Origin of the sequence: Ensifer adhaerens (assembly GCF_002940685.1) — a bacterium.
Taxonomy (GTDB): domain Bacteria; phylum Pseudomonadota; class Alphaproteobacteria; order Rhizobiales; family Rhizobiaceae; genus Ensifer; species Ensifer adhaerens_E.
This window is the reverse complement of sequence record NZ_PNFP01000013.1, coordinates 192,282-218,125: the sequence shown is the minus strand read 5'-3', so window position 1 is coordinate 218,125 and position 25,844 is coordinate 192,282. Positions and strand designations below refer to the sequence as shown.

Annotated in this window: 26 protein-coding genes; 15 read left to right on the top strand and 11 right to left on the bottom strand. The window is 62.6% G+C overall.

The genetic code is table 11. The features are described from left to right. Nucleotide 1 precedes the first annotated feature (1 nt). The 5 genes from C1A35_RS24490 to C1A35_RS24470 are packed head-to-tail and all read left to right on the top strand — an operon-like array spanning nucleotide 2 to nucleotide 4,507. Nucleotides 2–1,330, top strand: a complete 1,329-nt coding sequence (locus C1A35_RS24490; protein ID WP_104666866.1) for a nitrous oxide reductase family maturation protein NosD — start codon at nucleotides 2–4, stop codon at nucleotides 1,328–1,330. Then, the gene (locus C1A35_RS24485) at nucleotides 1,296–2,195 is read left to right on the top strand and encodes an ABC transporter ATP-binding protein (protein WP_104666865.1); all 900 of its coding nucleotides are present in this window, start codon (nucleotides 1,296–1,298) and stop codon (nucleotides 2,193–2,195) included. The genes C1A35_RS24490 and C1A35_RS24485 overlap by 35 nt, the downstream gene beginning before the upstream one ends. Next, on the top strand, nucleotides 2,192–3,013 hold the full coding sequence (locus C1A35_RS24480) for an ABC transporter permease (RefSeq protein WP_104666864.1): 822 nt from the start codon (nucleotides 2,192–2,194) through the stop codon (nucleotides 3,011–3,013). The genes C1A35_RS24485 and C1A35_RS24480 overlap by 4 nt, the downstream gene beginning before the upstream one ends. Continuing rightward, nucleotides 3,010–3,591 (top strand): nitrous oxide reductase accessory protein NosL, encoded by a 582-nt coding sequence (locus tag C1A35_RS24475; protein WP_104666863.1) that lies wholly within the window; start codon nucleotides 3,010–3,012, stop codon nucleotides 3,589–3,591. The genes C1A35_RS24480 and C1A35_RS24475 overlap by 4 nt, the downstream gene beginning before the upstream one ends. Before the next feature lie 4 nt (nucleotides 3,592–3,595). After that, nucleotides 3,596–4,507: an FAD:protein FMN transferase gene (locus tag C1A35_RS24470; protein ID WP_104666862.1), complete on the top strand. Its 912-nt coding sequence runs from the start codon at nucleotides 3,596–3,598 to the stop codon at nucleotides 4,505–4,507. A 157-nt stretch (nucleotides 4,508–4,664) separates the two neighbouring features. Here the strand turns inward: C1A35_RS24470 and C1A35_RS24465 are convergent, their stop codons facing one another. The 8 genes from C1A35_RS24465 to C1A35_RS24430 form a co-directional block, all read right to left on the bottom strand. Beyond that, nucleotides 4,665–4,931 carry a helix-turn-helix domain-containing protein gene (locus C1A35_RS24465; protein WP_226020894.1) on the bottom strand — a complete coding sequence of 89 codons (267 nt, stop codon included), beginning with the start codon at nucleotides 4,929–4,931 and terminating at the stop codon, nucleotides 4,665–4,667. Between the two features lie 78 nt (nucleotides 4,932–5,009). Continuing rightward, nucleotides 5,010–5,885, bottom strand: a complete 876-nt coding sequence (locus tag C1A35_RS24460) for a glycine betaine ABC transporter substrate-binding protein (RefSeq protein WP_104666861.1) — start codon at nucleotides 5,883–5,885, stop codon at nucleotides 5,010–5,012. Nucleotides 5,886–5,966: 81 nt separating this feature from the next. After that, complete coding sequence (locus C1A35_RS24455; protein ID WP_104666860.1) at nucleotides 5,967–6,851, bottom strand: ABC transporter permease; 885 nt, start codon at nucleotides 6,849–6,851, stop codon at nucleotides 5,967–5,969. Nucleotides 6,852–6,873: 22 nt separating this feature from the next. Then, nucleotides 6,874–8,106 carry a glycine betaine/L-proline ABC transporter ATP-binding protein ProV gene (gene proV / locus C1A35_RS24450; RefSeq protein WP_104666859.1) on the bottom strand — a complete coding sequence of 411 codons (1,233 nt, stop codon included), beginning with the start codon at nucleotides 8,104–8,106 and terminating at the stop codon, nucleotides 6,874–6,876. Between the two features lie 372 nt (nucleotides 8,107–8,478). Continuing rightward, nucleotides 8,479–9,366, bottom strand: a complete 888-nt coding sequence (locus C1A35_RS24445) for an aldose 1-epimerase (RefSeq protein ID WP_104666858.1) — start codon at nucleotides 9,364–9,366, stop codon at nucleotides 8,479–8,481. A gap of 5 nt (nucleotides 9,367–9,371) precedes the next feature. After that, on the bottom strand, nucleotides 9,372–10,322 hold the full coding sequence (gene araH, locus C1A35_RS24440) for an L-arabinose ABC transporter permease AraH (protein WP_104666857.1): 951 nt from the start codon (nucleotides 10,320–10,322) through the stop codon (nucleotides 9,372–9,374). Beyond that, complete coding sequence (araG, locus tag C1A35_RS24435) at nucleotides 10,319–11,833, bottom strand: L-arabinose ABC transporter ATP-binding protein AraG (RefSeq protein ID WP_104666856.1); 1,515 nt, start codon at nucleotides 11,831–11,833, stop codon at nucleotides 10,319–10,321. Before araG ends, araH begins: the two co-directional genes overlap by 4 nt. Nucleotides 11,834–12,008: 175 nt before the next feature. Beyond that, nucleotides 12,009–12,992 (bottom strand): arabinose ABC transporter substrate-binding protein, encoded by a 984-nt coding sequence (locus C1A35_RS24430; RefSeq protein WP_104666855.1) that lies wholly within the window; start codon nucleotides 12,990–12,992, stop codon nucleotides 12,009–12,011. 182 nt (nucleotides 12,993–13,174) lie between these two features. On the opposite strand from C1A35_RS24430, the gene C1A35_RS24425 reads away from it, so the two are divergent. The 6 genes from C1A35_RS24425 to C1A35_RS24400 all read left to right on the top strand — a co-directional run bounded on the left by C1A35_RS24425 (nucleotide 13,175) and on the right by C1A35_RS24400 (nucleotide 19,472). Continuing rightward, a complete protein-coding gene (locus C1A35_RS24425; RefSeq protein ID WP_104666854.1) occupies nucleotides 13,175–13,942 on the top strand; it encodes a FadR/GntR family transcriptional regulator in 768 nt (255 codons plus the stop codon). 56 nt (nucleotides 13,943–13,998) lie between these two features. Continuing rightward, nucleotides 13,999–15,147, top strand: a complete 1,149-nt coding sequence (gene dgoD / locus C1A35_RS24420; protein ID WP_104666853.1) for a galactonate dehydratase — start codon at nucleotides 13,999–14,001, stop codon at nucleotides 15,145–15,147. An 11-nt stretch (nucleotides 15,148–15,158) separates the two neighbouring features. Continuing rightward, nucleotides 15,159–15,935, top strand: a complete 777-nt coding sequence (locus tag C1A35_RS24415; protein ID WP_104666852.1) for an SDR family oxidoreductase — start codon at nucleotides 15,159–15,161, stop codon at nucleotides 15,933–15,935. Between the two features lie 159 nt (nucleotides 15,936–16,094). Beyond that, a complete protein-coding gene (araD, locus tag C1A35_RS24410) occupies nucleotides 16,095–17,810 on the top strand; it encodes an L-arabinonate dehydratase (protein WP_104666851.1) in 1,716 nt (571 codons plus the stop codon). Continuing rightward, on the top strand, nucleotides 17,797–18,723 hold the full coding sequence (locus tag C1A35_RS24405; RefSeq protein ID WP_234822977.1) for a dihydrodipicolinate synthase family protein: 927 nt from the start codon (nucleotides 17,797–17,799) through the stop codon (nucleotides 18,721–18,723). Before araD ends, C1A35_RS24405 begins: the two co-directional genes overlap by 14 nt. 50 nt (nucleotides 18,724–18,773) lie before the next feature. Continuing rightward, nucleotides 18,774–19,472 carry a FadR/GntR family transcriptional regulator gene (locus C1A35_RS24400; RefSeq protein WP_104666849.1) on the top strand — a complete coding sequence of 233 codons (699 nt, stop codon included), beginning with the start codon at nucleotides 18,774–18,776 and terminating at the stop codon, nucleotides 19,470–19,472. A 179-nt stretch (nucleotides 19,473–19,651) separates the two neighbouring features. On the opposite strand, the gene C1A35_RS24395 is transcribed toward C1A35_RS24400, so the two are convergent. The 3 genes from C1A35_RS24395 to C1A35_RS24385 form a co-directional block, all read right to left on the bottom strand. Further along, nucleotides 19,652–19,951 carry an ATPase inhibitor subunit zeta gene (locus C1A35_RS24395; protein ID WP_104666848.1) on the bottom strand — a complete coding sequence of 100 codons (300 nt, stop codon included), beginning with the start codon at nucleotides 19,949–19,951 and terminating at the stop codon, nucleotides 19,652–19,654. Nucleotides 19,952–20,164: 213 nt separating this feature from the next. After that, nucleotides 20,165–20,662, bottom strand: a complete 498-nt coding sequence (locus C1A35_RS24390) for a hypothetical protein (RefSeq protein WP_104666847.1) — start codon at nucleotides 20,660–20,662, stop codon at nucleotides 20,165–20,167. Between the two features lie 356 nt (nucleotides 20,663–21,018). Then, entirely contained in the window at nucleotides 21,019–21,672 is a 654-nt protein-coding gene (locus C1A35_RS24385) for a TetR/AcrR family transcriptional regulator (RefSeq protein WP_104666846.1), read from the bottom strand. A gap of 291 nt (nucleotides 21,673–21,963) precedes the next feature. On the opposite strand from C1A35_RS24385, the gene C1A35_RS24380 reads away from it, so the two are divergent. From C1A35_RS24380 to C1A35_RS24365, 4 genes are all read left to right on the top strand, one after another. Then, nucleotides 21,964–22,527 (top strand): TRAP transporter small permease, encoded by a 564-nt coding sequence (locus C1A35_RS24380; RefSeq protein WP_104666845.1) that lies wholly within the window; start codon nucleotides 21,964–21,966, stop codon nucleotides 22,525–22,527. Between the two features lie 10 nt (nucleotides 22,528–22,537). Then, on the top strand, nucleotides 22,538–23,818 hold the full coding sequence (locus C1A35_RS24375) for a TRAP transporter large permease (protein ID WP_104666844.1): 1,281 nt from the start codon (nucleotides 22,538–22,540) through the stop codon (nucleotides 23,816–23,818). A 59-nt stretch (nucleotides 23,819–23,877) separates the two neighbouring features. Next, nucleotides 23,878–24,891 carry a TRAP transporter substrate-binding protein gene (locus C1A35_RS24370; RefSeq protein WP_104666843.1) on the top strand — a complete coding sequence of 338 codons (1,014 nt, stop codon included), beginning with the start codon at nucleotides 23,878–23,880 and terminating at the stop codon, nucleotides 24,889–24,891. Nucleotides 24,892–24,981: 90 nt separating this feature from the next. Further along, a complete protein-coding gene (locus tag C1A35_RS24365) occupies nucleotides 24,982–25,842 on the top strand; it encodes a shikimate dehydrogenase (RefSeq protein WP_104666842.1) in 861 nt (286 codons plus the stop codon). Nucleotides 25,843–25,844 lie beyond the last annotated feature (2 nt).

The window sequence follows — 25,844 nt, the reverse complement described above, 5'->3', positions numbered from 1 at the left end:
GATGCGGCTGTCCGTTCTCCTGATCGGCTTTCTTCTCGCCTCGCCGCTCTCAGCGGCGGAGCGTGCCGTCGTGCCGGGTGCGGGCAGTCTTGCCGCAGCCATCGCCGGGGCTGAACCCGGCGATGTATTGGTGTTGACCGACGGGGCCTATGACGGCCCCGTCACCATCGACCGGCCACTGACGGTCACCGGTCCGCGCGGAGCGGTGGTTGATGGGCGCGGGCAGGGCAGTGTGGTGACGATTGCCGCGCCCGATGTCACCTTGACCGGCTTCACCGTTACCGGTTCGGGCCGCATCAATCAGGATCTCGACGCCGGGGTCAAGATCGTTCAAGGGGCCGATCGCGCTCGTGTCGAAAAACTGCTCGTCACCGATAACATGCACGGCATCGACGTCCATGGCGGCCGCGGCGCCGTTGTCGCGGCGAACGAGATCGTCGGGACGCGCAACCCCCGCATGAACGAGCGCGGTAACGGCATCTATGTCTGGAACAGCCCCGGCACGCTGCTCGAAGACAACGTCATCCGCTATGGTCGCGACGGCATCTTTTCGAACGCCAGCGCCGACAGCATCTATCGCCGCAACATCATGCGCGACCTGCGCTTTGCCGTGCACTTCATGTACACCCGCAACACCGAGGTTTCCGACAACGTCTCGATCGGGAACCATCTCGGCTTCGCGATCATGTTCTCCAACCGCGCGAAGATCCTGAACAATCTCAGCCTCGGCGACCGCGAACACGGGCTGATGCTGAACTATGCCAACAATGCCGACGTATCAGGCAATCTGGTGCGCGGGGGCACGAAGAAATGCCTGTTCATTTACAATGCCCACAAGAACCTGGTCTGGGGAAACCGCTTCGAGAGCTGTGGAATCGGCATTCATTTCACCGCCGGCTCGGAGAAGAACGTGCTGACAGGCAACGCCTTCATGGCCAACCGCGAGCAGGTCAAATACGTAGGCACCCGCAATATGGAATGGAGCCATGAAGGCCGGGGCAATTTCTGGTCCGATCATCCGGCCTTCGACCTCAACGGCGACGGCATTGCCGACAGCTTCTACCGCCCCAACGACCTGATGGACCAGATCCTCTGGTCGCAGCCTGCGGCAAGCCTGCTCACCGGCTCGCCGGCCGTGCAGATCGTCCGCTGGAGCCAGCGGGATTTTCCCGCCACGCTGCCTGGAGGCGTGCGCGACAGCGCGCCGTTGATGCGCCCCCTGACCATCCCTGTCCCGCCCGAAATCCACGCCTATGAGGCGGAGGCCGAAGGGCGCTGGACCGAAGGAAATTACGATGACACCGACGCTGACAATCTCCAGGCTCACTAAGCGCTTTCAAGCCGTGGAAGCGCTGAAGTCGGTTTCCCTGGCGCTGGAGCCGGGACGGCGTGCGGCGCTGCTCGGCCATAACGGTGCGGGCAAATCGACGATGATGAAGATCGTGCTTGGCCTCATCCCTTTCGACAGCGGCGAGGTCTCGGTCTGCGGCATGGCGCCCGGTTCCCCCGCCGCGCGGACGCAGGTGGCGTATCTGCCGGAAAATGTGGCTTTTCACCCGGCTTTGACAGGCGAGGAGCAGCTTCGCCACTATCTTGCACTGCGCGGCGAAAGCCCGAGGCTGGCCACAGAGCTTCTTGCGCGGGTCGGACTTGGTCATGCGGCGCGGCGGCGGATCGGCACCTATTCCAAGGGCATGCGACAGCGGGTGGGCCTCGCCCAGACGCTGATCGGCCGCCCCCGGCTGCTCGTGCTGGACGAACCGACTTCCGGCCTCGACCCGGTGTCGCGACGGGACTTCTATGACCTGCTCGACGGGTTGGCTGCAGAAGGAACTGCCATCCTGCTTTCCTCTCATGTGTTGACCGAGGTGGAGGCCCGTACCGACCGCATCCTCATCCTTTCCGGTGGGGAACTGGTGGCCGAGGGTACGCTTGCCGATCTTCGGACCCGTGCGGCCCTTCCGGTCGGCCTTTCCGTCCGCCCCGCACCGGGCCATGCGCCGGCGCTGGCAGCAATGTTTCCCGAGGGCGTGCAAGGGGAGGACGGTCTCTTGCGCCTTGGCTGTTCGCAGCCGGAAAAACTGCCGCTCCTTGCCCGGATCGCGGCGCTTGGAAGCGCCGTTGCCGATCTTGATGTCATCCCGCCCAGCCTCGAGGACATCTACAGCCATTTCAGCCGAAGGGACGGGCAATGAACCGCATCCTTGCCACCGCCGCGGGCGAATTCCGCATCGCTTTCCGCAATCGTTGGGTCTCGATCGCCACCGGCATGATGGTGCTGTTCGCTCTGGTGCTGGCCGCAGCCGGCTCCGCTCCCACGGGTGATGTCGGCGTTGACCGGCTCTCCGTGACGGTCGCCTCGCTCACCTCGCTTGCGGTCTACCTGGTTCCGCTTCTTGCATTGCTGATGAGTTTCGATGCGGTGGCTGGCGAGGTGGAACGCGGCACGCTGCCACTGCTTCTCACCTATCCCGTCTCGCGCCTGCAGATCCTGCTCGGCAAACTGTTGGCGCATCTCGCAATCCTCGGACTTGCCGTGACGCTTGGCTATGGCGCGGCGGCGCTCGCAGCCGTCTGGTTCGATCCTGGAGCGACCGCGGGACTTGGCGCCCTATGGCGGCTGATCTGGTCCTCGGTGCTGCTGGGTGCGACTTTTCTTGGCACCGGCTATGCGCTTTCGGCTTTGGCGCGACGGCCGTCGGGGGCGGCCGGTTTGGCCATCGCCCTCTGGCTGGTGGCGGTGGTGCTCTACGACCTGGCCCTGCTGGCGCTTATCGTCACGGATCGAGGCGGTGCCTTCACCACACAGGCCTTGCCTGTCGCGTTGCTCGCCAACCCGGCCGACGCGTTTCGCGTCTTCAACCTCTCGGCCGCACAGGCCGTTTCCGCCGCCGGCGGACTGGGCGGCGCCGCCGGCACGATCCCGCTCTGGCAATCGTCCGCCTCGCTTCTCCTGTGGCCACTCGCTGCCATCGCACTTGCCGCGGCAGCCTTCCGAAAGGTGACCCCATGAGGAGCCGACTTCGTTTCGTGTTGCTCGCTGCCGCTCTGGCTATCCTTTCCGCCTGCAAGGAGGACGTAGCCCAAAGCATCGTGCCGCAGGACATGACGCCTGAGACCCTCGGTCATTACTGCCAGATGAACCTTCTGGAGCACCCCGGCCCGAAGGCCCAGATCTTTCTGGAAGGAAGCCCGGCGCCGCTCTTCTTCAGTCAGGTGCGCGATGCCATCGCCTATGCGCGCGGGCCGGAGCAGATTGCGCCGATCCTCGTCATCTACGTCAATGACATGGGGGCTGCAGGGGCAACCTGGGAGCAGCCTGGTGACGGCAACTGGATTGCCGCCGACAAGGCGTTCTACGTCGTCGGCTCTGCCCGGCGGGGTGGCATGGGCGCGCCCGAAGCCGTGCCGTTTGCAACTCGCGACGAGGCTGCGGCCTTTGTCCTTGCCGAGGGCGGCCAGGTGCTCGCGCTCGCCGATATTACCGATGCCATGGTTCTGACCCCGGTGGAAACCGGATCGGAACAGGGAGCGGACGACGACGACTATCTTGGCCGTCTGCGCGCATTGCCCCATCCAGCCGGAGGTTGATCCCATGCTGCTGACCCGACGCCGCCTGATCGCCATTTCTGCCGTTCTCGCAACAGCGCCCGCCATCGCCCACGCCAACGCGGCAACCCGCTTCTGGACCGGCCAGGCTCTTGGCGCGCGCGCATCGATCCGGATTGATCATCCGGAGGCCGAGACCATCATCGCTCGGGTCATGGCCGAGATCGACCGCCTGGAAAACATCCTCAGCCTCTACCGTCCGAACAGCGCGCTTTGCCGGCTGAACCGCGACGGTCATCTTCAAGACCCGCCATTCGAGCTTCTGGAATGTCTGTCACTGGCCGACGCAGTCCACCTGGCAAGCGACGGGCGCTTCGATCCGACGGTACAGTCGCTCTGGAGGCTCTGGGCCGATTCGGCTGCAAACGGCACGCGGCCCGGCTCGGCAGAGATTGACCACGTGCGAGCCAACGTCGGTTGGGGCAAGGTCAAGCTTGAAGCAGCAGCGATCACGCTACGGCCGGGCATGGCGCTGACGTTGAACGGCATCGGCCAGGGCTATGTCGCCGACCGGGTCGCGATATTGCTCGATGCTGAGGGCCTGACGGACATCCTGATCGACACCGGCGAGTTCCGCGCGCTCGGTGGACAGCCGGGCGGCGGCGGATGGCCGGTCCGACTGGAGTCGGGCGAGCGCCTGCCGTTGCGCCAGCGGGCGGTCGCTACCTCTGCCCCTCTCGGCACGACCTTCGATCAGGGAGCCAGAGACGGACATATTCTCGATCCCCTGACCGGAATGCCCGCGCCGGCAAACTGGCGCTCCGTATCGGTCTCGGCACCATCCGCCGCCATCGCCGACGCACTGGCGACAGCTGCATGCCTGATGCCGGATGCAGGATCGATCCTTGCGATGAGCGCGCGTTTTGAAGGCGCCCGCCTGGAAGCAGCGTCCGTTTAAGGGCGGTGACCAAGGAACGTCATCGGGAAGGCTTGAGAAGGGCCGGATCAGTCTCGGCCCCGATTGGCGAAAAATAGGCGGCTGCGACCGCAGCGACGATTACCTGTGGTGGTGTTGGCGTACTTCCGGAGCGCGCCGAACGGCCAGTCCGTGCGGACTACCTCGCCTCCACCGGCCCTGTTCCTCGCCCATCGAGAAGCCAGGCGATGTTGACCTGCAGGATGCCGGCCATCATGTCGAGGCGGTTGGCCCTCGGTTCTGCGCGGTCGTTTTCCCAGCTGATCCAGGTCTCTTCGGTAACACCCGCGATCGCGGATATTTCTTCGATCGAAAGCTTGATGGCATCGCGGGCAAGCGAAATGCGGCCGCCGATCGTGTCGTCCGTGGCGTCGGCCGTGGCGCGGGGTGCAAGCATGTCGTTCATGATGTCGATGATCCTTCTGTCGGGAGGTACGCCCGCAACGAGATCGCGGGCGTCGGTTGTGGACGCGAGCGGCAGAGCTCAGCCATCGTCCTTGGCGAGCCAGGCTTTGATCTGGTCCGGATGATCCGCGATGTACTGGTCGACCGCCTTTTCGTAGGAGGTCTGCTGGGCGTTGAACATCGCGGCTTCTAGATCGGCGAGAGGCAGCTTCATGCGCGACAGGAAGGCTGAAACTTCCGGATTGTCCTTTTCGATATTTTTGCGCGCGAGCACGTCCACCCGTTCGGCCTTGCCGAGCGCGTTTTTCGGGTCTGCGAGATAGCGAAGCTCGTACTTGCCGAACATCCAGTGCGGGCTCCAGGCCGTGGCGACAAACCACTCCTTCTTGCGCATCGCCCGGTCAATGGTCGTCAGCATGCCGGCCTCACTGGAGATCTGCAGCTTGTATCCGTCGAGTGCGTAGTCCTTGACTGTCTGCTCGGACAGGCGCGTAAGACCCGCGCCGGGATCGATGCCCTCGATCCGACCCTTGAGCGTCTCCTTCACCTCGTCCTTCTTGAGGTCGTCGATTGAGGCGATGGCGTCTTCGGGAATGTATTTCGGCACCACCCAGCCGAGCCTGGCGCCGTCGTAGACGGTCCCGAGGGTCGTTACCTTGTCCTTCACCTTGGCGAAGTAGTCGGCGTGGGTTTCGGGCAGCCAAGCCATCATCATGGCATCGAGGTCGCCGCGGCTGACACCCTGGTACAGCGGGGCGATGTCCGTTTGGACCAGTTCGACGTCCTGGCCGAGTTCGTCCTTGATCAGTCTTGCGGCAAGCTTGGTGACGAACTCGGCGTCCGACCAGGCGGCCCAGCCGATCCTGACCGGTGCCTTATCCTCGGCCGAAACTGCGCCGAACGTACCGGCGGCAATGCCGGCCGCAAGGCTGATGGTCGCAAGGGTCTTGAACATGGGTGCTCCTTTCTTGAAGGTTTGCAGTCGGCAACGCGAGCGCCGCCAGATGGATAGGAAGGTCCGCAGTGCCAGGCAGCTTCAGGCGGTGGCAGGCGAGGTCCGGGGCTGTTCCTCCCGCCGGCGGAACAGGACGCGCCACGGGCTGGCGCGCTCCTTTCCGAAGCTCTGGGTGATCCGGTCGAGAATGACGGCGAGAATGACGACGGCGAAACCGCCTTCAAAACCGGTTCCGACGTCGAGACGCTGGATCCCGGTCAGGACCGTGTTGCCGATGCCGCCCGCACCGATCATCGAGGCGATCACCACCATGGAGAGCGAAAGCATGATCGTCTGGTTGATGCCGGCCATGATCGACGGCATGGCGTTCGGCAGCTGCACCTTCACGAGCAGCTGCCAGGCGGTGCAGCCGAAGGCGTTGCCGGCCTCGATGAACTCCACATGCACCTGACGGATGCCGAGATTGGTGAGCCGCACGACCGGCGGCATCGAGAAGATCACCGTTGCGATCGTCCCGGGCACGGCGCCAAGGCCGAAGAACATCGCCGCCGGAATGAGGTAGACGAAGGCCGGCATGGTTTGCATGAGGTCCAGCATGGGTCGCACGGATGCCGCGACGCGATCGCTGCGCGCCATGGCGATGCCGAGCGGCAGGCCGATGAGCATCGCAACGAGCGTCGATGCGATGACCAGCGACAGCGTTTCCATCATCGCGGACCAAAGGCCCATGTGTTCGACCAGCATCAGGGAAAGGGCGGTAAAGACCGCAAAGCCGAGGCCGACGCGCCATAGCGACAAGAGCACGAAGGCCGCAAGCCCGAGGGCCAGGGGCGTGGCAAGAAGTGCCGCCTGGATGCTGTTTGTCACGGTGCCGATGGCGGCAGCGATCAGATCGAGCAGCGGTGCGAAATTGTCGAGGATGTAGTTGACGGCGCTGTCGACGCCGTCACCGATATCGAAAGTCATGGATAGTCTCCGAAGGGCTGGATCAGGCGGTGCGATCGAGCGTTTCGAGCAGCGCGGATTTGCTGATCGAGCCGAGGTAGCGGTTGGCTTCGTCGATGACGGGCATTGGGAAGGCGCTTGCAGCCACCTTCCCAAGCACGTTGGACAAGCTTTCCGACGCGGGGATCGGCTCGATATCCGGCAGGAAGGCGCGCCGATAAGGATCGGCGGCGCCGTCGCGGGCGTTTGCGATCAACGAAGACCGGCTGACCATGCCGTGATAGGTCTTGTCGCGGCCGAGAATGATGGCGACCTCGCGATCGTAGTGTTCCATGCGCTCAAGTGCAGCTGCGGCCGAAACACCCTGTCGCTCGATGATCGTCACTTGCGTCTTGCGGGCGACGTCGCCGGCGCGGAAGACCTGAGAGACATCGACATTGCGGAAGAACGAACGCACATAATCGTTGGCGGGCTTCAATACGATTTCGTCCGGGGTGCCCACCTGCACGACCTCACCATTTTGCATGATGCAGATGCGGTCGCCGATCCGCATGGCTTCGTCGAGATCATGGCTGACGAAGACGATGGTCCGGCTGTGTTCGGCCTGAAGGCGGACGAGTTCGTCCTGCATCTCGGTGCGGATCAGCGGGTCAAGCGCGGAGAAGGCCTCGTCCATGAGGAGCACGGAGGGTTCGGCGGCCAGCGCGCGCGCAAGGCCGACGCGCTGCTTCATGCCACCGGAGAGCTGGTCGGGGCGGCTGTCGTCGTAACCTTCCAGCCCGACAGCGTGCAGAGCCATCCGGGCGCGGGCCTTGCGCTCGGCCTCGCCGACGCCGGCGACCTCGAGGCCGAAAGCCGCGTTGTCAATAACGCTACGGTTCGGCAGCAGCGCGAAGGACTGAAAGACCATGCTGATCTCACGGCGGCGCAAGGCGATCAGTTCGCTGCGGGGCAAACGCGCTACGTCCTTGCCGTCGATCTCGATGGAGCCGGAAGTCGGTTCGATCAGGCGGTTGAGGAGGCGCAGCATCGTCGACTTGCCGGAACCCGAAAGTCCCATGATGACGAAGATCTCGCCGGCCCGAATGTCGAAGGTCGCGTTGTTGACGCCGATGGTGCAACCCGTCTCGGCGTGGATTTCCGCCTTGGTGCTACCGGCTTTAAGCAGGCTCAGCGCCTCATCCGGCCGCTCGCCAAAAACCTTGAAAACGCTCTTGATACTGATCTTGACCGGTTGCTCGTCGGCCGAGCGGTCGCTCTCAGTTTGAAATACCATATGCTCTGGGCCCGGCTCCGGAAGCGGGGCACTCTCCTTTGTGTTTGAAAGGCTGATGAAACGATCAGCGAAACGGAAAGGCGCGCGACCGAAAAGGCTAGCGCAAATACGACATCATGTCGCAATCCGATTGTCTTTTGGCACGCTTGTGCAGAAATGTCCATATTGTGAGAATAGAAAACTCAATATTGGTCGTTTTCGTCGCTGAAAGTGGAATGCTTTCGCGCTTTCGGAGCCGAGCATCGGCAGCGGACACGCGGGCGCGCGGCGGCGAAAAACACGTTCGCCGCCGAAGCGAACGCGCGTGGCGTAGGGGCGGTCATGACTTCGAGTTTGGACTCGACCACGGACTCACGCAGCTCCTACGAAGGGCTACCCGCTCGCCAGCTCTTCGATGCTCAACGCGATCGTTCCAGTCACGGTCTGGAGAGGCTGCAGGCGGACGAGGCCGCCGTCTCGTTGATCGCTGTGCGCGTTGGGCCGATGGCTCATCGGCTCGAAGCAAAAGAAGCTGCTTGTCGCCGACGGCGCGTAGAGAACGAAGAACCGAAAATGCCCATCGGCTTCCAGCGAAGCGGCAAGCCCCGTTTCCTGCCATTCGATGCGGGCTCGTCCATCCCAGCCGTCGAAGGCATTGTTCAGCCAGTCTGGGGGCAAGGCGGAGCCGGATGCAAAGTTCATGGTCTGAGGGATGGGGACGGGGCGGTCCGGCAGATGACCCTCCCGTTCGCTCCAATATCGGCCGGCACGGGCGAAAAGGCGCATTTCAGGCGTGCGCGGAAAGTATGGATGGAAGCCCAGTCCGTAGGGCAGGGCCTGGTCGGCGCGGTTGGTAATGGAGAGCGAGAGGATCAGGCGCGGTCCGTCGATGACGATCGTCTCTGCCGCTTCATAGGCAAAGGGTGTGGCAACGCTTGCCTCCTGGCGAAAGCGAAACGTAACGGATTGCCGGTCCCGCCGCAGAACTGACCAACGCTCAAGCCAGCCGTCTCCGTGCAATACGAGCGGATCGGTCGTGTTCGCTTCCAGCCTGTATTCGCGATCTTCGAATTGGAAGCGATTGGCCTCGATGCGGTTGCCGAAGGGCACCAGTGGAAAGCAAGCCTCGGCGCCGAACACCTGCGACGCAAGCCCCGGCGTCGGCGTCGGGGCGAACACTGGTGTACCTCGCCAGCGGGCCGATAGAATGGCGCCGCCGAGCGGGCTCACCTCGACGGTGAGCCCTTCGTCATTGTCGAGGAGGAGGACGCCGTCCATCATCCCATTCAGCCGCGGCGGCCGGCAGCAGCGGAGCGCAGATTGTCGAGCAGCACTGCGAGCAACAGGATCAGACCACGCACGACATACTGGTAGAAGGCCTGGATGTTGAGCAGGTTCATGACGTTTTCGGCGATGCCCATGATCAGGACACCGACGATCACGCCGGTCATCGCCGCGCGGCCGCCCGCAAGCGAGACGCCGCCGAGCACGCAGGCCGAAATGACCGAAAGTTCGAGACCCGTTGCCGCATTCGGCTGGCCGGAGGTGATGCGCGAGGCGAGAAGCACCCCGGCAACGGCGCAGACGAGGCCCTGCAGCGCGAAGATCCAGATGCGCATGTTGGAGACGTTGACGCCGGCAAGACGCGAAGCCTCCGGATTGCCGCCGATCGCCAGCGTGTTCTTGCCGAAGACCGTGCGGTTCAAGACGAAGCCGAAGACGAGGAAGAAGAAACCCATGACCCAGATCGGCGTCGGGATACCCAGGAATTTCGACAGCGCGAGCTGGTAAAAACTGGGGTCGTTGATGCCGACGGCGCGGCCATCCGACGCGATCAGCGCGAAGCCGCGGACGATCTGCATGGTGGCGAGCGTCGTGATCAGCGCGTTGATGCGAAAATGGGCGATGACCACACCGTTGACGAGGCCAACGAAGCCGCCGCACAGGAGGGCTGCGGCAAGCCCGATCAGGATCGATCCAGAGGCGTTCGAAGCCATGACCGCGACCATGCCGGAAAATGCGACCGTCGAGCCGACCGAGAGATCGAAATCACGGGAGGCCAGGCAGAACATCATCGTGCAGGCGACGATACCGATGGTGACGACGGACTGCAGCAGTCCGAGCATGTTGCGCTCGGTCAAAAAGTTCGGAACCGTCAGCGCCACGATGGCAAAGGCGACGGCGAAGATGACGACCAGACCCTGTTCGCCGAGAAGAAGTTTTTTCAAGGAAGTCATGACGGCTGGACCTGCTCGGTTGGAACATCGGGAAGGGCGGCGGCAAGGATGCGCCGTTCGTCGAAATCGGCGCGCGCGATGTCGGCGGCGATCCGGCCCTGGCACATGACGAGGATACGGTCGGTGATGCCCATCACCTCCGGCAATTCGCTGGAGATGACGACGATCGCCATGCCCTCAGCTGCGAGTTCATAAAGGATTTCGTAGATCTCCGACTTGGCGCCGACATCGATGCCGCGCGTCGGCTCATCGATGATCAGCACCTTCACGCCCTGCTCGGAGAGCCAGCGGCCAAGGATGACCTTCTGCTGATTGCCACCGGAGAGATTGATGATGTCCTGCTTGCGCGAGGGCGTGCGCACCCGAAGCTTGGCGATGAAGCGGTCGGCCAGCTCCGCTTCCTTCTTGAGATTGAGGATGCCGAAGGGCGAAAAGTGCCGGCGCGACGAGATCGCCATGTTTTCTTCGATGCTACGCCCCTGAACGATGCCGTCGAACTTGCGGTCCTCGGGGCACAGGACCATGCCGGCGCGGATGGATTGCGGCGGATTGTCTGCCGGCACGGTCGTGCCGTCGATCGCCACAGTTCCCTGGTGGCGTCTGTCGGCTCCATAGACGAGCCGGGTCATCTCGCTGCGGCCGGCGCCGATCAGGCCGAAGAAGCCGAGGATTTCGCCGCGCCGGACGGAGAAACTCAAGGGCGTCTTCAGTTTCGGCCCGCAGATCGCTTCGACGCGCAGCCGTTCAGCGCCGAGATCGCGGCTCCGCCAGCCCCAGATGTTGGAGATTTCGCGCCCGACCATCTCGGCGATGATCTGGTCGCGCGTCACCTTGGAAATGTCGGGATGGTGGGCGGCAAGTTTGCCGTCGCGCAGCACCGTCAGGCTGTCGCAAAGACGGAAGATCTCGTCCAGCCGATGCGACACATAGAGGATCACCGTGCCGTTCGAACGCAGGCGTTCGATGAGGGCAAAGAGGATTTCGCTTTCGCGTGATGACAACGACGATGTCGGCTCGTCGAGCGCGATGACGCGCGCATCGAGCATGACCGCCTTGGCGATCTCGACCATCTGGCGCTCGCCGATGGACAGCGATGCGATCTTGGCCGACGGATCGACGTCGATGCCGATTTCTGCAAGCTTCTCGCCGACGACGCGGAGCAACTGGCGGCGATCGATGACCCCGCCCTTGCCGGGGAAGTGGCCGAGCCAGAGGTTTTCGGCGACCGTCAGTTCCGGAACGAGCTGCAGTTCCTGGTGGATGACGATAACGCCGGCGCGAAAGGCATCGCGTACGGAGCGATAGCCTTGCGCCTCGCCTTCGATACGGATCTCGCCCTCATCGGCCGCCTGGTCGCCGGAGAGCAGGCGGATGAGCGTCGACTTGCCGGCACCATTCTCGCCCATGAGGCCATGGACGGCGCCCTTGGCGACGGAGAACGAGATGTCCGACAGCGCCTGGACGCCGGGATAGCCCTTGGAGATCGATTGGAATTCGAGGAAGTCTTGCATATGCGGCTCCGATACGGAACGCCAGGCAGCCGAGCCGCCGGGCCGATAGAGCGGGATGAGGAAAAGTGTGCGCGGTTTTCCGCCCGCATCCCGCTCTAAACTACCAGAATCGATCACGTTTATTGTTTGGGTCGGTCCGACCCCAACAATCGTGATCTCGTGTCGCAAGCAGCGATTACTCGATGCCGAGATCCTTGCGTACGGCCTCGTAGTTGTCGCGCAGCGCCAGTTGGCCGGCGGTCAGGGTCAGCTTTTCCGGTTCCTTGCCGTTGGCGATCCACTCGTACATGTTGAGTGCGGTCTCGTAGCCGTGGCGCTTCGGCGAGATGATGACGGTGCCGAAGAAGCCGGTGGCTGCGGGCTTCTTGAACTCGTTGATGGCCGAATCCGCGCCGCCAATGCCGACGCCGATCATGCTGTCTGGAGCAATGCCGACCGTTTCGGTCGCGCGCACGGCGCCGAGTACCGCTTCGTCATTGAGGCCGATCGCGACCCATTTCTTGATGCCGGCATTCTTGTTGAGCACGATCGTCGAGGCGTTGAGTGCGGCCTCGGTATCGGTCTTTGCCTGCGGCGCGTCGAAGATGTTGGCTTGCGGGAAGCCGTTGGCCTTGAGAACCGAAAGTGCGCCCTCGACGCGGTCGACCGCCGTCGGGAGCTGGTCGTAGGAAACGCGGATCGCGCCGACGTCCTTCATGTCCCAGCCACGCTTCTTGATTTCGTCGACCAGGGCCTGACCAACGGCTTCGCCGATCTTCGTCGCCGAAATGCCCATGTGGGGCACGTCTTCGATCGGGCTGCCGTCTGCGTTGACCAAACGGTCGTCGACGGTCATCAGCTTGAGGTCGTTGGCGGCCGCTTTCGCGACGATGCCGGGGCCGAGTTTGACGTCAGGGGTGCAGACGATGAAGCCCTGCGCGCCCTGGGCACCGAGATTGTCGATTGCCGATTGAACCTTCTCGCCGTCTTCCGCGCCGATCTTGACCAGCGTGAAGCCCTTTTCCTTGGCGGCGACGTCGGCGAACTTCCATTCGTCCTGGAACCACGGCTCTTCCGGCTGCTTGACGATGAAGCCGATCTTGACGTCGGCAGCGAACGCCGAGGTTGCCGCAAACACGGCGACGGTACCAGCCAGAATGGCTGCCTTGATAAAGCGCATGATGTCTCTCCCTGGTGAACTGCCTCCTGCAGTGAGCATTTGTGTATGATGAATCATCATATTCGTCAATTGCCTTTGTATGATGAATGAGATAGTGATGTATAACGATAACGTGCTTCGCTGCGTTGTCGCCTTCAAGCGTCCGCGCTATGGAGCGACAGGGAGACGGGAGCGGGAGGAAAATGGCGGTGGAAGAGCAGGACTACAGCAACGGCGCGGAGGAGCGCGGTCAGCGTCGCCCTCGCGTTCAGAAGAACGTGACGCGCGCCATCGCCTCGGACATCTGCGCCGACGTCTTTCCGGTCGGCTCCTTCCTGCCGCGTGAGAACGATCTTTGCGAGCGTTACGGCGTCAGCCGGACTGTCATCCGCGAAACCCTGAAGGTGCTGGAATCGAAGGGCATGGTCCGCGGCCGTTCCCGCGTGGGCACCATCGTCTGCAGCAAGGATGAGTGGAACATTCTCGATTCCCAGGTGCTTGAATGGATCGGCGAGCGCATCTTCGAATTCGACCTTCTGAACTGCGTTCTGGAAGCCCGCCGGGCGATCGAGCCGGCGGCGGCCGAATTTGCGGCCGAGCGCGCGACCGTCCAGGAAATTGCCGATCTCGAGCGCGCCTGGCAGGCGATGCGGGACGGCGAGCGCGATGTCGTCGGCTTCACCGACGCCGACGTCGCCTTTCATACCTGCCTGCTCAAGGCCAGCCATAACCAGGTCTTCCTGCAACTCGTCGGCATCATCCAGGCGGCACTGAAGTTCTCGCTGTATGCCTCCAATGAAGTTGCCGAACGTCGTGACGAAGCAATCGATATCCATGGCGAACTGGTCGAGGCACTGCGTCTGCGCGACAAGGCCAGGGCGCGCGACTGTTCCACGCGCATGCTGGATCTTGCCGCCCGCGACCTCAAGCTTGCGGTCGAACGTCACCGGCCCGCCCTTTCGGCGCGCTGAAACCCCTTCCCGGCGGCCGACATCGTCGCCTTGTTTCACCCAGCGGATATCGCACCATGAAGATCACCAAGCTCACCACCTACATCGTTCCGCCGCGCTGGCTGTTCTTAAAGATCGAGACCGACGAGGGCATCGTCGGCTGGGGTGAGCCGGTCGTCGAAGGCCGCGCCCTGACCGTGGAAGCCGCCGTCAACGAGCTTGCGGACTATCTGATCGGCAAGGATCCGCTGCTGATCGAGGACCATTGGCAGGTGATGTATCGCGGCGGCTTTTACCGCGGCGGCGCGGTCCATATGTCGGCGATTGCTGGCATCGACCAGGCGCTCTGGGACATCAAGGGCAAGGCCTACGGCCAGCCGGTCCATGCTCTGCTTGGCGGCCAGGTGCGGGACCGCATCAAGGTCTATTCCTGGATCGGCGGCGACCGTCCGTCCGATGTCGCCAAAAATGCCCGCGACGTCGTTGCCCGCGGCTTCAAGGCGATCAAGCTCAATGGCTGCGAGGAGATGCAGATCGTCGACACCTGGGAAAAGGTGGAGAAGGCGGTCGAAACCATTGCGACGATCCGCGAGGCGATCGGCCCGCATATCGGCATCGGCGTCGATTTCCACGGCCGCGTGCACCGGCCGATGGCGAAGGTCTTGGCGAAGGAACTTCAGCCCTTCAACCTGATGTTTATCGAAGAGCCGGTGCTTTCGGAAAACCGCGAGGCGTTGAAGGAAATCGCCAACCATTGCTCGACGCCGATCGCGCTCGGTGAGCGGCTCTATTCGCGCTGGGACTTCAAGTCGGTGCTGGCCGACGGCTATGTCGATATTCTGCAGCCGGACCTGTCACATGCCGGCGGCATCACCGAATGCCGCAAGATTGCTGCGATGGCGGAGGCCTACGACGTGGCGCTGGCACCGCATTGCCCGCTGGGACCGATCGCGCTTGCCGCCTGCCTTCAGGTCGATGCCGTCAGCCACAACGCCTTCATCCAGGAGCAGAGCCTCGGCATCCACTACAATACGGGCAATGACATCCTTGACTACATCTCCAACAAGGAAGTCTTCCACTACGCGGACGGCTTCGTGTCAATCCCGCAAGGTCCCGGCCTCGGCATCGAGGTGGATGAGCAATACGTCATCGAACGGGCGAAGGAAGGTCATCGCTGGCGCAACCCGATCTGGCGCCATGCCGACGGCAGCGTCGCCGAGTGGTAAGGAGCGCGGACATGGCGGGTCGTCTTGAGGGAAAACGCGTCGTTGTCACAGGGGCGGCGCAGGGGATAGGCCTTGCCATCGCCGAAACCTTCCTTGGCGAGGGGGCGAGCCTCTTCCTCATCGACCGTGATGGCGACCTCTTGGCAAGCGAAGCCGAGCGCCTGCGTGCGTCGGGCGGGAAGGTCGCCTACACCACGGCCGACATCACAGATGCAAGTGCCATCGAGCAGGCGGTTACCGCTGCTGCCCGCGGGATCGGTCAGCCGAATGCACTCGTCAACAATGCTGGCGTCAACGTCTTCTTCGAGCCGTTGAAACTCTCCGATGCCGATTGGCAGCGCTGCTTCGACATCAATCTCAAGGGCGCGTGGAACTGCAGCAAGGCCGTGCTGCCGGGCATGATCGCGGCCGGCGGCGGCGTCATCCTCAACATCGCCTCCACCCACGCCTTCACCGTCATTCCGCACACCTTCCCCTATCCGGTTGCCAAGCACGCGCTTCTCGGCATGACCAAGGCACTGGGGCTCGAATATGCCGGGCAGGGCGTGCGCGTGAATGCGTTGGCGCCGGGCTATGTCCGTACGCAGAAGGCGGTGGAATACTGGAACAGTTTCCCCGATCCGGTGGCCGCGGAGGCCGAGACAATGAAGCTCCATCCCGGCGGCCGCATCGCAACACCGGAGGAAATCGCCAAGGCCGCGCTCTTCATGATCTCGGACGAGTGTCCGTTCATGAACGCCACCTGCCTGACTGTCGATGGCGGCATGAGCGTGCTGCACCATCCCTGAGCAGCCACTTCGATAGCTCCTTTTTTGAAACCTCCGGCGTCATGCGCCGGAGGTTTTTCTTTGCCTCCACATCGGGTCGTTCATCGCTTGACCAGAAATAACTCCGATTATATGAGAAATATAAAGAGCGCAGGGCGCTCAAGGCAATCGGGAGGGCACATGTCGAGAAAATTGCGATCGCAGCACTGGTTTGGCGGACTGGACAAGGATGCCTTCATTCATCGCAGCTGGATGAAGAACAACGGTTTGCCCGACGATGTCTTCGACGGGCGGCCGGTGATCGGCATCTGCAACACCTTCTCGGAGCTGACGCCCTGCAATGCGCATTTCCGCGGGCTGGTCGAGCACATCAAGGCGGGCGTGCTCGAGGCCGGTGGCCTGCCGCTGGAGTTCCCGGTGTTTTCCTGCGGCGAGTCCAATCTGCGGCCGACCGCCATGCTTTTCCGCAACCTCGCCTCGATGGATGTCGAGGAGGCGATCCGCGGCAATCCGATCGACGGCGTCGTGCTGATGGCGGGCTGCGACAAGACCACGCCGTCCCTGGTGATGGGAGCCGCATCCTGTGACCTTCCTTCGATCGTCATCTCCGGCGGCCCGATGCTGAACGGCCGCTTCAAGGGGCGGACGATCGGATCAGGCACCGATGTCTGGAAGTTCTCCGAGGACGTGCGCGCCGGCGTCATGTCGCAACAGGATTTCATGGCGGCCGAAAGTGCGATGTCGCGCTCGCCGGGGCACTGCATGACGATGGGCACCGCCTCGACCATGGCTTCGATGGTTGAGGCGCTCGGGCTCGCGCTTCCCGGCAACGCCGCCTGTCCGGCTGTTGATGCCGGACGTGCCCGGCTGGCGCGGCTGACCGGGCGGCGGATCGTCGAAATGGTGGCCGAGGATCTGCGCCTTTCGAGGATCCTCACCCGCGACGCCTTCGCCAACGCGATCCGCGTAAACGGCGCTATTGGCGGTTCAACCAACGCTGTCGTGCACCTGCTGGCAATCGCTGGCCGGATCGGGACGGAGCTCTCCCTCGACGACTGGGACCGGCTTGGCCGCGGCGTCCCGACCATCCTCAATCTGATGCCTTCGGGTCGATATCTGATGGAGGATTTCCACTATGCCGGTGGACTGCCCGCCGTCATGAAGGAGATCGCCGCGTTTCTGAAACTCGATGCCCTGACAGTGACGGGACGAAGCGTCGGCTCCAACATCGAAGCGGTCGAGAATTACAACGCCGACGTCATCTTGCCGCTTGATCGGGCCTTGACGCCAAGCGGCGGGATCGCGGTTCTGCGTGGCAATCTTGCTCCCAAGGGCGCGATCATCAAGCCGTCGGCCGCAACGCCGGCGCTGATGCAGCATCGCGGCCGCGCCGTGGTCTTCGAAACCATCGACCATTACAAGGCGCGGGTCGATGATCCGGATCTCGATATCGACGAGACCTCGATCATGGTGCTGAAGAACTGCGGTCCGAAGGGTTATCCGGGCATGGCGGAGGTCGGCAACATGGCGCTACCGCAGAAGCTCCTGAAAAAGGGCGTGCGCGACATGGTCAGGATCTCGGACGCGCGCATGTCGGGAACGGCCTTTGGCACCGTCATCCTTCACACGGCACCAGAAGCTGCGGTTGGCGGCCCGCTCGCACTGGTAAAGGACGGTGACTGGATCGAGCTCGACGTTGCCGGGCGCCGCCTCCACCTCGATGTGAGCGACGAGGAACTGGCGCGCCGAAAAGCCGCCTGGACGGCACCGACGCCGGACATGGCCGGCGGTTACCAGGGCCTCTACGTCGAGCGTGTCATGCAGGCCGACAGCGGCGCGGATCTCGATTTTCTCGTCGGTAGCCGCGGCCATGCGGTTCCGCGTGAAAGCCATTAAGGAGGCGACGGTGGACGACTTCCGCATCGAAAACCTCCACGGCATCCACGCCATCCTCTACGCGCTTTTCGACAAGGAGGAGAAGCTCGATCGCGCCGCCATGCGGCGCCAGACGGAGATCTGCCTGGCAAGCGGCGTGCACGGCATGGCAGGGCTCGGCCTTGCGACCGAGGCCTCCAAGCTCGACGAGACCGAGCGCATGGCGATCATGGAGTGGCTGGTCGAGGATACGGCCGGACAGGTGCCCGTCGCTTTGACGATCTTCGGTTCGTCGGTCGAGGAACAGGTGCGCCAGGCGCGGCATGCGGCGGGCATCGGCGCCGACTGGCTGATCCTTCAGCCGCCGATGGTCGGCCAGTTCTCGGCCGCTGAATATATCCGCTTCTTCGGCCGCGTCGCCGACCAGACCGATCTGCCACTCGCGATTCAGAATGCCCCGGCCTTGATGGGACGAGGGCTGACGGCGGCCGATATCCGCGAGCTCGTGCGTCAGCATCCGAACATCCGGCTGGTGAAGGGCGAGGGGCCGGTTGTCGACATCGCGCATCTGATCGAGGTCACCGAGGGCCGGCTGCCGGTGTTCAATGGCCGGGCGGGCCTCGAACTGCTGGAGAACCTGCGCATCGGTTGCCACGGGCTGATCCTTGCGCCTGACTCGATCGACTATGCCGTGCGGGCCTATGAGTTCTTTTCAGACGGCTGGGACGAGCACGCGGAAGAGGCCTATCGGCAGATGCTGCCCGCCGTGGTCTTCACCATGCAGGGCATCGAGACCTTGCTCTGCTACGGCAAGCGCCTTTTTGGCGAGCGGGCGGGCATAACAATCCACGACCGATCGCCGGCCATGCGGCCGACCGCGGTCGGCCTTGAGATGACCCGGCGTTATGCGGCGGCCATGGGTGGCTTTTCCTGACGGAGGCGACCGTCTATGAACGAAGCCGAGACACAAGGGAGACGGTGCGCATGAAGGCAATCGCTCGGGAGGATCGCGGCCTGCCGGCTCGCATCGCAGGCGATATCGGCCGCCGCATCACACTCGGCGAGCTGAGGGTCGGCGACACCCTGCCGAAAGAGGCAGACATGCTGGCGACGCTCGGTGTCAGCCGCACGACGCTGCGCGAAGCGTTGAAGATCCTCTCGACCAAGGGCTTCATCGAGGCGAAGCCCCGCCTCGGGACGCGGGTGCGGGCAGCCGAACACTGGAACACGCTCGATCCCGTCGTGCTGTCCTGGCAGAGCGACGCGGAAGATCAGGAGGCGCTTGCCGAGGAATTGTTCGAGATCCGCCTGTCGATAGAGCCGCTCGCTGCTCGCCTTGCTGCGAAGCGAGGTTCCGTTGCGGAACATGCCGACATACGCGCCGCCTTCCTGCGCATGGCGGAGGGAGGGGCCAATGTCGAGGAAGCGATCGAGGCCGATATCGCCTTCCACCTTCATATCTTCCAGGCCGCGCACAACCGCTTCCTTCTGCCGGTAGCCTCAGTCATTCGAGCGGCGCTCTCGATAAGCATCCCGAAAACGATGGCGGCAACTGGCGGCTTTGGCCAGTCTCTGGCACAGCACGAGGCGATCCTGCTGGCGGTCGAGGAACGCGATGGAGAGGCTGCATTTGCCGCAAGCAGCACACTCATTGCATCGACATATGATCGAAACTTCAGGTGAAACGGCCCCGGGTGACGGTGAGGCCCGATACGCGATCTTCTGTAACGGGGTTCGCGTCAATTCGTCTCTCCGTGCTGCTGCGGTCGCAGGGCAAGCTTGATCCCCCAGTCACTGATTGACGCAGTCAAGCGCTCAAGGGCTGCTATGGTCCTGCGGCTGCAGCCAGGTGAGGCGCGGTATCACTTCGACATGAAATTGCGCGCAATCTGCACGACTGCGGCGTCGCTTGCGTCTCCTCGTGTTGCCGTCCTTGGGCTCGATGCTTGAAGCCATGCCTCGGTCATGACGCGCAGGATTTCCTCGTCGGATTGGACGACGCCCGCAGCCTTGAAGTCGGCGCGGACTTTGGCGAGCACATCGCTCCGTTCAACATCGAGCGTGCCCATGGCCAGATCCTCCGAGTATGCTTTCGCACGTTCCTCGTCGAGGTTCAGTTTTTTTGCCGCCCACATGCCGACAAGCATATTGCGGCGCGCCATTCTCAACACGTCTTCACCGCGATGGCTCATGGAATTTATCCTCCGTGGCGGCGGGGAACTTTATCCCAAACGCGGCGGGGAAGCCAACCGATGTCGTCGTTCGGTTAGTGTCAAATTTTCTTGGCCTACAGGACTTTCTGATCCTCTTTCGGGGTCGGCGCCCCCAGTGTTTTCCCTGCCGCTGCCTTGCTTTCGGTACATCGGGCCTAGGGCTTATGCATCTCTCTCCCCGACCTCGGACACGTACACCTCGTAGCCAAACAAGGGATGTTGGCTCAGGTCCTTGCCATCGAACCGGATCATAAAGTCTTCAAGATCGACTTGGCGTGAAAAGCCCAGCGCCACGGCCGCCATGCTTTCGATATCGTCGTCCTCATCCTGGTACGTCGCGCTCATTTCAAGGACGCCCAACCGTTCGAAGTTCGCCTGCATCTGGAACGATAGCCAAACCATATACTCCAGTGGGTAGCCAGGGTTTCCTCCGTATGTGACGATGAACGGGTAGGCGGAACGAAACCGGGCGACGACCGCTTCGCCATCCGTGGTAAAAACGATGAGATCGCCGTCCTCATCGAGCTCGTGGAGTTCAATCGTCAGGTCATGCTTGCGCAGCGCAACGTACCCGCCAAGTCGGTCCCACGGTAAGGACGTCAGGATGATTTCACACCACCGTTTGATGGCGTCATCTAAATCAATGCGGTTCAAAAACATGGAGAACCCCCAGGATCAACGCGCGAACTCAGCCTGCGGCACGTCGGAAGTGTGCTTGAAAGCATCCGACGGCGTGAAGTCATCCGCGTGTATACACTCACCGATCGCACCCAAGTGCGTCACAATCGAGAGCTTTAACCTCGCGCAGTACGCGTTGTAGTCGATTGATATTAGTGAAGTCTAAATTTGGAGAGTCTTTGAGCTGCTGGTTCGTGATCGTGGGCTCCATTGCAAGCCGTTCGCCCACAAGCGGGCCTTCACGCCACGATTGCCAGATGCTCTCTGGCGGGCTCGTTCAGCCGATATTTGCCGCCAGTACAGACGTCGATATCGCACGATACCGAGTACGACGGTCGTCAAACCGGTCCGTCTGCATTCTTCAGATAGCTGATAACGGCATCGGCGATCATCGCCCGGTGCCTGCCGATCGTAGCCGGCTCAGAGAGGTCGCGGCGGAAGATCGTCCCGAACGTGTAGCGGTTCGAAACCCGGAAAAAGCAGAAGGCACTGATCAGCATATGGACGTCGATCGGGTCGGCCTTTCGCTTGAACACGCCTTCAGCGATACCGCGCTCCAGAATCCCGGCGATCGTCTCGATGACCGAGACATTCAGATCGCGGATTGCGTCTGACCGCAGCATATGGGCCGCGTGGTGGATGTTCTCGATACTGACCAGTCGCACGAAATCGGGATTGGCCTCGTCGTGGTCAAAAGTACTGGAAATGAGGGTGCGCAACGCTTCTTCCGGCGCAAGGCTTGCGAGTTTCAGGTCCTCCTCGAGCGTGCGGATCTTGCGATAGGCGCGCTCCAGCACGGAGAGATAAAGTCCTTCCTTGCCGCCGAAATAGTAATAGATCATGCGCTTGGAGGTTCGGGTTCGCTCTGCGATCGCGTCAACGCGCCCGCCCGCCAGGCCGTGCGTGGAGAATTCCTCCGTGGCGACGACAAGGATGTCCTCCTTGGTTCGTTCCGGATCGTTCTTCCGACTTGCCTCAGCGCGCCCTGCCATTCTTTCGTCGTCACTCCCCGACACCAGCCGGAATTTTTTCCCGGAATTTTTCAATGAAACCAAATTGAAACGGGCGAGCTGCGAGGCACGCCGCGTCGCCTCCCATGAAACTCATATTGAGGTTATGGGGCTCTTTCAAGAGAGTCCACTTGACATACGTACTAGTTCGTACATTTTGTAATAAGCGAAGACGGCCGGAGGAGGTCGTGTCCGCATCGTGCCCCTGACGCCGCCCGTCGATGCAATGCGACGCTCGGGCGCCAGGACGGCACCCCGCTTTGGGAGGAGCGCATGACCCGCATTATCGATTTCTATTTCTTTGCGCTGAAGGTGACGATTGCCCTGCTGCTCGCCGGCATGGTTGTGCTCGTCTTCGGCAATGTCGTTCTGCGTTATGCGTTCAATCAAGGCATCACGGTATCGGAGGAGCTGTCGCGCATCTTCTTCGTCTGGCTTACCTTCCTCGGTGCCGTCGTGGCCATGCGCGAGCACGGGCATCTCGGCGTCGATACGGTCATCAAGCGCCTGCCGCCCCTTGCGGCAAGGATCGCTGTGCTCTCGGGCCATGCGTTGATGCTGTTCGCGACCTGGCTGATGATCAGCGGCAGTTGGGCCCAGACGCTGATCAATCTGCACGTCGGCGCGCCAGCTACCGGGCTCTCGATGGGCTTCTTCTACGGTGCCGGTCTCGCCTTCGGCGTGCCTGCTTTCCTCATCCTTCTTGCCGACGCCTTCGCGATCGCAACGGGCCGTATCGATGTGACAACGGCCGAACTGGTACGCGACAGCGAGGACGAGATGGCGCTCGATGATCTTCCCGAGCCGGTTCTCGGCCCCGTTTCCGCCAAGCGCTGAGGATATTGCGATGACCGTTGCGATTTTCCTCGGCGCCCTTCTCGGCCCCATGGCGCTCGGCGTGCCGATTGCCTTCGCTCTCGTTATCAGCGGTGTGGCGCTGATGCTCTTTCTCGGTCTCTTCGACGCGCAGATCGTGGCACAGAACGTCTTGAACGGCGCCGACAGTTTTCCGCTGATGGCCGTGCCCTTCTTCCTGCTTGCCGGTGAAGTCATGAACACCGGAGGATTGTCCCGGCGCATTGTCGCCTTGGCGATGGCGATGGTCGGCCATATCCGCGGCGGTCTCGGTTTCGTCGCGATCTTTGCCGCGTGCATTCTTTCCAGTCTCTCGGGGTCGGCCGTCGCGGACGCTGCAGCACTTGGCGCACTGCTTCTGCCAATGATGCTGAAAAGCGGCCACGACGCTGCGCGCGCCGGCGGGTTGCTCGCCTCCGCCTCGGTGATCGGACCGATCATCCCGCCGTCGATCGGCTTTATCCTCTATGGCGTCGTTGGCGGCGTCTCGATCACCAAGCTTTTTCTCGCCGGCATCTTCCCGGGGCTGATGATCGCCGCGGCCCTTTGCATCACCTGGCTGATCGTTGCCCGCAAGGAGCAGTTCGAGTTGCCGCCAAGGCAGAGCGGGGCCGTGCGGCTGAAGGCGCTCGTCGACAGCATCTGGGCCCTCATGCTGCCCGTAATCATCATCGTTGGCCTGAAGTTCGGGGTCTTTACGCCAACCGAAGCCGGCGTGGTTGCTGCCGTCTACTCGCTTTTCGTCGCCATGGTCGTCTATCGCGAACTGCCGCCAGCACAGCTCTTTCATGTCTTCGTGTCGGCGGCAAAGATCACCTCCGTCGTCATGTTCCTGGTCGCCTGTGCCGCAGTATCCGCCTGGCTGATCACCGTTGCCGACGTTCCCGGCGCGCTTGCCTCGCTCATCGAACCGCTGATGGACAACCAGACGCTCCTCTTGCTGGCGATCATGGTTCTGATCGTGCTCGTCGGCACGGCGATGGATATGACGCCGACCATCCTGGTGATGACGCCGGTGCTGATGCCGATCATCAAGCAGGCAGGTATTGACCCGGTCTATTTCGGCGTCCTGTTCATCATCAACAACTCGATCGGCCTCATCACTCCGCCGGTCGGCACGGTCCTGAACGTTATCTGCGGCGTCTCCAAACTGTCGATGGAAGACCTGATGAAGGGCGTGCTGCCCTTCCTGATCGCCGAATTGATCGTCCTGTTCCTGCTCGTCCTGTTCCCAGCCCTGGTGACCGTTCCGGTTACCTGGTTCGGGCACTGATGAGAACTTCACGCTTCAACACGGCCGGCGGACATGCCGGCCAAATCTGGGAGGAGAACATGTTGAAACTGACGAAAATGGCCCTGGGCCTTGCTCTGCCGCTCGTTTTACTGACGGCAGGCCCGACGCTTGCGGAAATACGCGACCAAGCGATCAAGTTCGCATCGGCCAACAACAAGGGTCACCCGCAGGTGACCGGCATGGAGAAGTTTGCCGAACTCGTGAAGGACAAGAGCGGCGGCAAGATCGAGGTCAAGCTCTTCCCCGGCGGCACGCTCGGTGGCGATGTCCAGACCGTCTCGGCGCTGCAGGGCGGCGTCATAGAAATGACGGTGCTGAACGCCGGCATCCTTGCCAACAACGTCAAGCAATTCGGCGCCGTCGACCTTCCCTTCCTCTTCGACAGCGGTGCCGAGGCGGACAAGGTGATGGACGGTGCCTTCGGTGACAGTCTCCTCAAGCTTCTGCCCGATACCGGCCTTGTCGGTCTCGGCTACTGGGAACTCGGCTTCCGCAATCTCACAAACAACCGCCATCCGGTGACGAAGCTCGAGGACATCAAGGGCCTGAAGATCCGCACGATCCAGTCCCCGATCCCGATCGAGCTGTTCAACACGCTCGGCGCCAATGCCGTGCCGCTGCCCTATACCGAACTCTATACGGCGCTCGAGACCGGAACGGTCGACGGCCAGGAAAACCCCGCCGCGAACATCCTGAACGCCAAGTTCTACGAAGTGCAGAAGTACATGACGCTGACCCGTCACCAGTACAATCCGCAGATCGTGCTCGTCAGCAAGAAGTTCTGGGATGGCCTGAACGACGAGGAAAAGACCGTCCTGCAGACGGCGGCGACCGAAGCGCGCGACTATCAGCGCAAGGTGTCGCGCGAAGCGGACGCCGCAGCCCTTGAGGAAATCCGCAAGACCGGCATGGAGGTCAGCGAATTCAGCCCAGAGGAAACGCAGAAGCTGCGTGATGCCGTCAAGCCGGTAATCGACAAGTTCAGCGCCGAGATCGGCACGGAGACGGTGCAGGCGCTGTTTAAGGAGATCGGCGCCGCCCGCGGCCAGTAATTGCCGGAGGACGTCGGCCCGCCCGCAAGCCACGGCGGGCCGAAGCCTGGCTGCCCGTGGTTGCGGGCTTTGAGGATGGAAACGCAAACCATGACCGAAACGCTTGTAAGGCCCTTGAAGGCCGGCCTGATCGGCGCGGGCATTCAAGCGTCGCTGACCCCGGCGATGCACATGACCGAAGGCGCAGCTCAGGGGCTTCGCTATGCGTATGAGTTGATCGACCTTCGCGAAATCGACGCGACGGAAGACGACCTGCCGCGCCTGCTTGCCGATGCTGAACGGCGGGGGCTTGCAGGTGTCAACATCACCCATCCGTGCAAGCAGGTGGTCATCGCCCATCTCGATGAGCTTGCCCCTGACGCGCAGCGGCTTGGCGCCGTCAACACGGTCGTGCTCAGGGGAGGGCGGCGCTATGGTCACAACACCGACTGGTGGGGTTTTGCCGAAGGTTTCAGGCGCGGACTGCCGGATGCCGATCTCTCCTTCGCCGTGCAGCTTGGGGCAGGTGGCGCGGGCGTCGCGACGGCATATGCAGCACTTTCACTCGGCGTGAAGCGCCTTGCAGTTTTCGACCGCGAGCCGGAGCGGGCGCAGGCGCTTGCCGAAATGTTGACCGGCCTGTTTCCCGAGGCGGATATCTCAGCCGGCACGGACCTTACCGCTGCAATGCAATCGGCGTCGGGGCTCATCCATGCGACGCCGACCGGCATGGCGAATTATCCGGGACTGCCGCTTAACGGCGACCTTCTCGATCCGCGCCACTGGGTCGCCGAGATCGTCTACTTCCCGCTCGAAACGGCCCTGCTTGCGCAAGCGAGGCGACGCGGGTGCCGCACGCTCGACGGTGGAGGAATGGCTGTCTTCCAGGCGGTCGGCGCCTTCCGCCTGTTTACCGGGCTCGAGCCGGATGCGGCACGGATGCTCGACCATTTCAAGGCGATGACCGGCTGACG

Coding starts and splice junctions, on each gene's coding strand:
- C1A35_RS24490 (WP_104666866.1), top strand. CDS start 2: ATGCGGCTGTCCGTTCTCCTGATCGGCTTTCTTCTCGCCTCGCCGCTC.
- C1A35_RS24485 (WP_104666865.1), top strand. CDS start 1,296: ATGACACCGACGCTGACAATCTCCAGGCTCACTAAGCGCTTTCAAGCC.
- C1A35_RS24480 (WP_104666864.1), top strand. CDS start 2,192: ATGAACCGCATCCTTGCCACCGCCGCGGGCGAATTCCGCATCGCTTTC.
- C1A35_RS24475 (WP_104666863.1), top strand. CDS start 3,010: ATGAGGAGCCGACTTCGTTTCGTGTTGCTCGCTGCCGCTCTGGCTATC.
- C1A35_RS24470 (WP_104666862.1), top strand. CDS start 3,596: ATGCTGCTGACCCGACGCCGCCTGATCGCCATTTCTGCCGTTCTCGCA.
- C1A35_RS24465 (WP_226020894.1), bottom strand. CDS start 4,931: ATGAACGACATGCTTGCACCCCGCGCCACGGCCGACGCCACGGACGAC.
- C1A35_RS24460 (WP_104666861.1), bottom strand. CDS start 5,885: ATGTTCAAGACCCTTGCGACCATCAGCCTTGCGGCCGGCATTGCCGCC.
- C1A35_RS24455 (WP_104666860.1), bottom strand. CDS start 6,851: ATGACTTTCGATATCGGTGACGGCGTCGACAGCGCCGTCAACTACATC.
- proV (WP_104666859.1), bottom strand. CDS start 8,106: ATGGTATTTCAAACTGAGAGCGACCGCTCGGCCGACGAGCAACCGGTC.
- C1A35_RS24445 (WP_104666858.1), bottom strand. CDS start 9,366: ATGATGGACGGCGTCCTCCTCCTCGACAATGACGAAGGGCTCACCGTC.
- araH (WP_104666857.1), bottom strand. CDS start 10,322: ATGACTTCCTTGAAAAAACTTCTTCTCGGCGAACAGGGTCTGGTCGTC.
- araG (WP_104666856.1), bottom strand. CDS start 11,833: ATGCAAGACTTCCTCGAATTCCAATCGATCTCCAAGGGCTATCCCGGC.
- C1A35_RS24430 (WP_104666855.1), bottom strand. CDS start 12,992: ATGCGCTTTATCAAGGCAGCCATTCTGGCTGGTACCGTCGCCGTGTTT.
- C1A35_RS24425 (WP_104666854.1), top strand. CDS start 13,175: ATGGCGGTGGAAGAGCAGGACTACAGCAACGGCGCGGAGGAGCGCGGT.
- dgoD (WP_104666853.1), top strand. CDS start 13,999: ATGAAGATCACCAAGCTCACCACCTACATCGTTCCGCCGCGCTGGCTG.
- C1A35_RS24415 (WP_104666852.1), top strand. CDS start 15,159: ATGGCGGGTCGTCTTGAGGGAAAACGCGTCGTTGTCACAGGGGCGGCG.
- araD (WP_104666851.1), top strand. CDS start 16,095: ATGTCGAGAAAATTGCGATCGCAGCACTGGTTTGGCGGACTGGACAAG.
- C1A35_RS24400 (WP_104666849.1), top strand. CDS start 18,774: ATGAAGGCAATCGCTCGGGAGGATCGCGGCCTGCCGGCTCGCATCGCA.
- C1A35_RS24395 (WP_104666848.1), bottom strand. CDS start 19,951: ATGGCGCGCCGCAATATGCTTGTCGGCATGTGGGCGGCAAAAAAACTG.
- C1A35_RS24390 (WP_104666847.1), bottom strand. CDS start 20,662: ATGTTTTTGAACCGCATTGATTTAGATGACGCCATCAAACGGTGGTGT.
- C1A35_RS24385 (WP_104666846.1), bottom strand. CDS start 21,672: ATGGCAGGGCGCGCTGAGGCAAGTCGGAAGAACGATCCGGAACGAACC.
- C1A35_RS24380 (WP_104666845.1), top strand. CDS start 21,964: ATGACCCGCATTATCGATTTCTATTTCTTTGCGCTGAAGGTGACGATT.
- C1A35_RS24375 (WP_104666844.1), top strand. CDS start 22,538: ATGACCGTTGCGATTTTCCTCGGCGCCCTTCTCGGCCCCATGGCGCTC.
- C1A35_RS24370 (WP_104666843.1), top strand. CDS start 23,878: ATGTTGAAACTGACGAAAATGGCCCTGGGCCTTGCTCTGCCGCTCGTT.
- C1A35_RS24365 (WP_104666842.1), top strand. CDS start 24,982: ATGACCGAAACGCTTGTAAGGCCCTTGAAGGCCGGCCTGATCGGCGCG.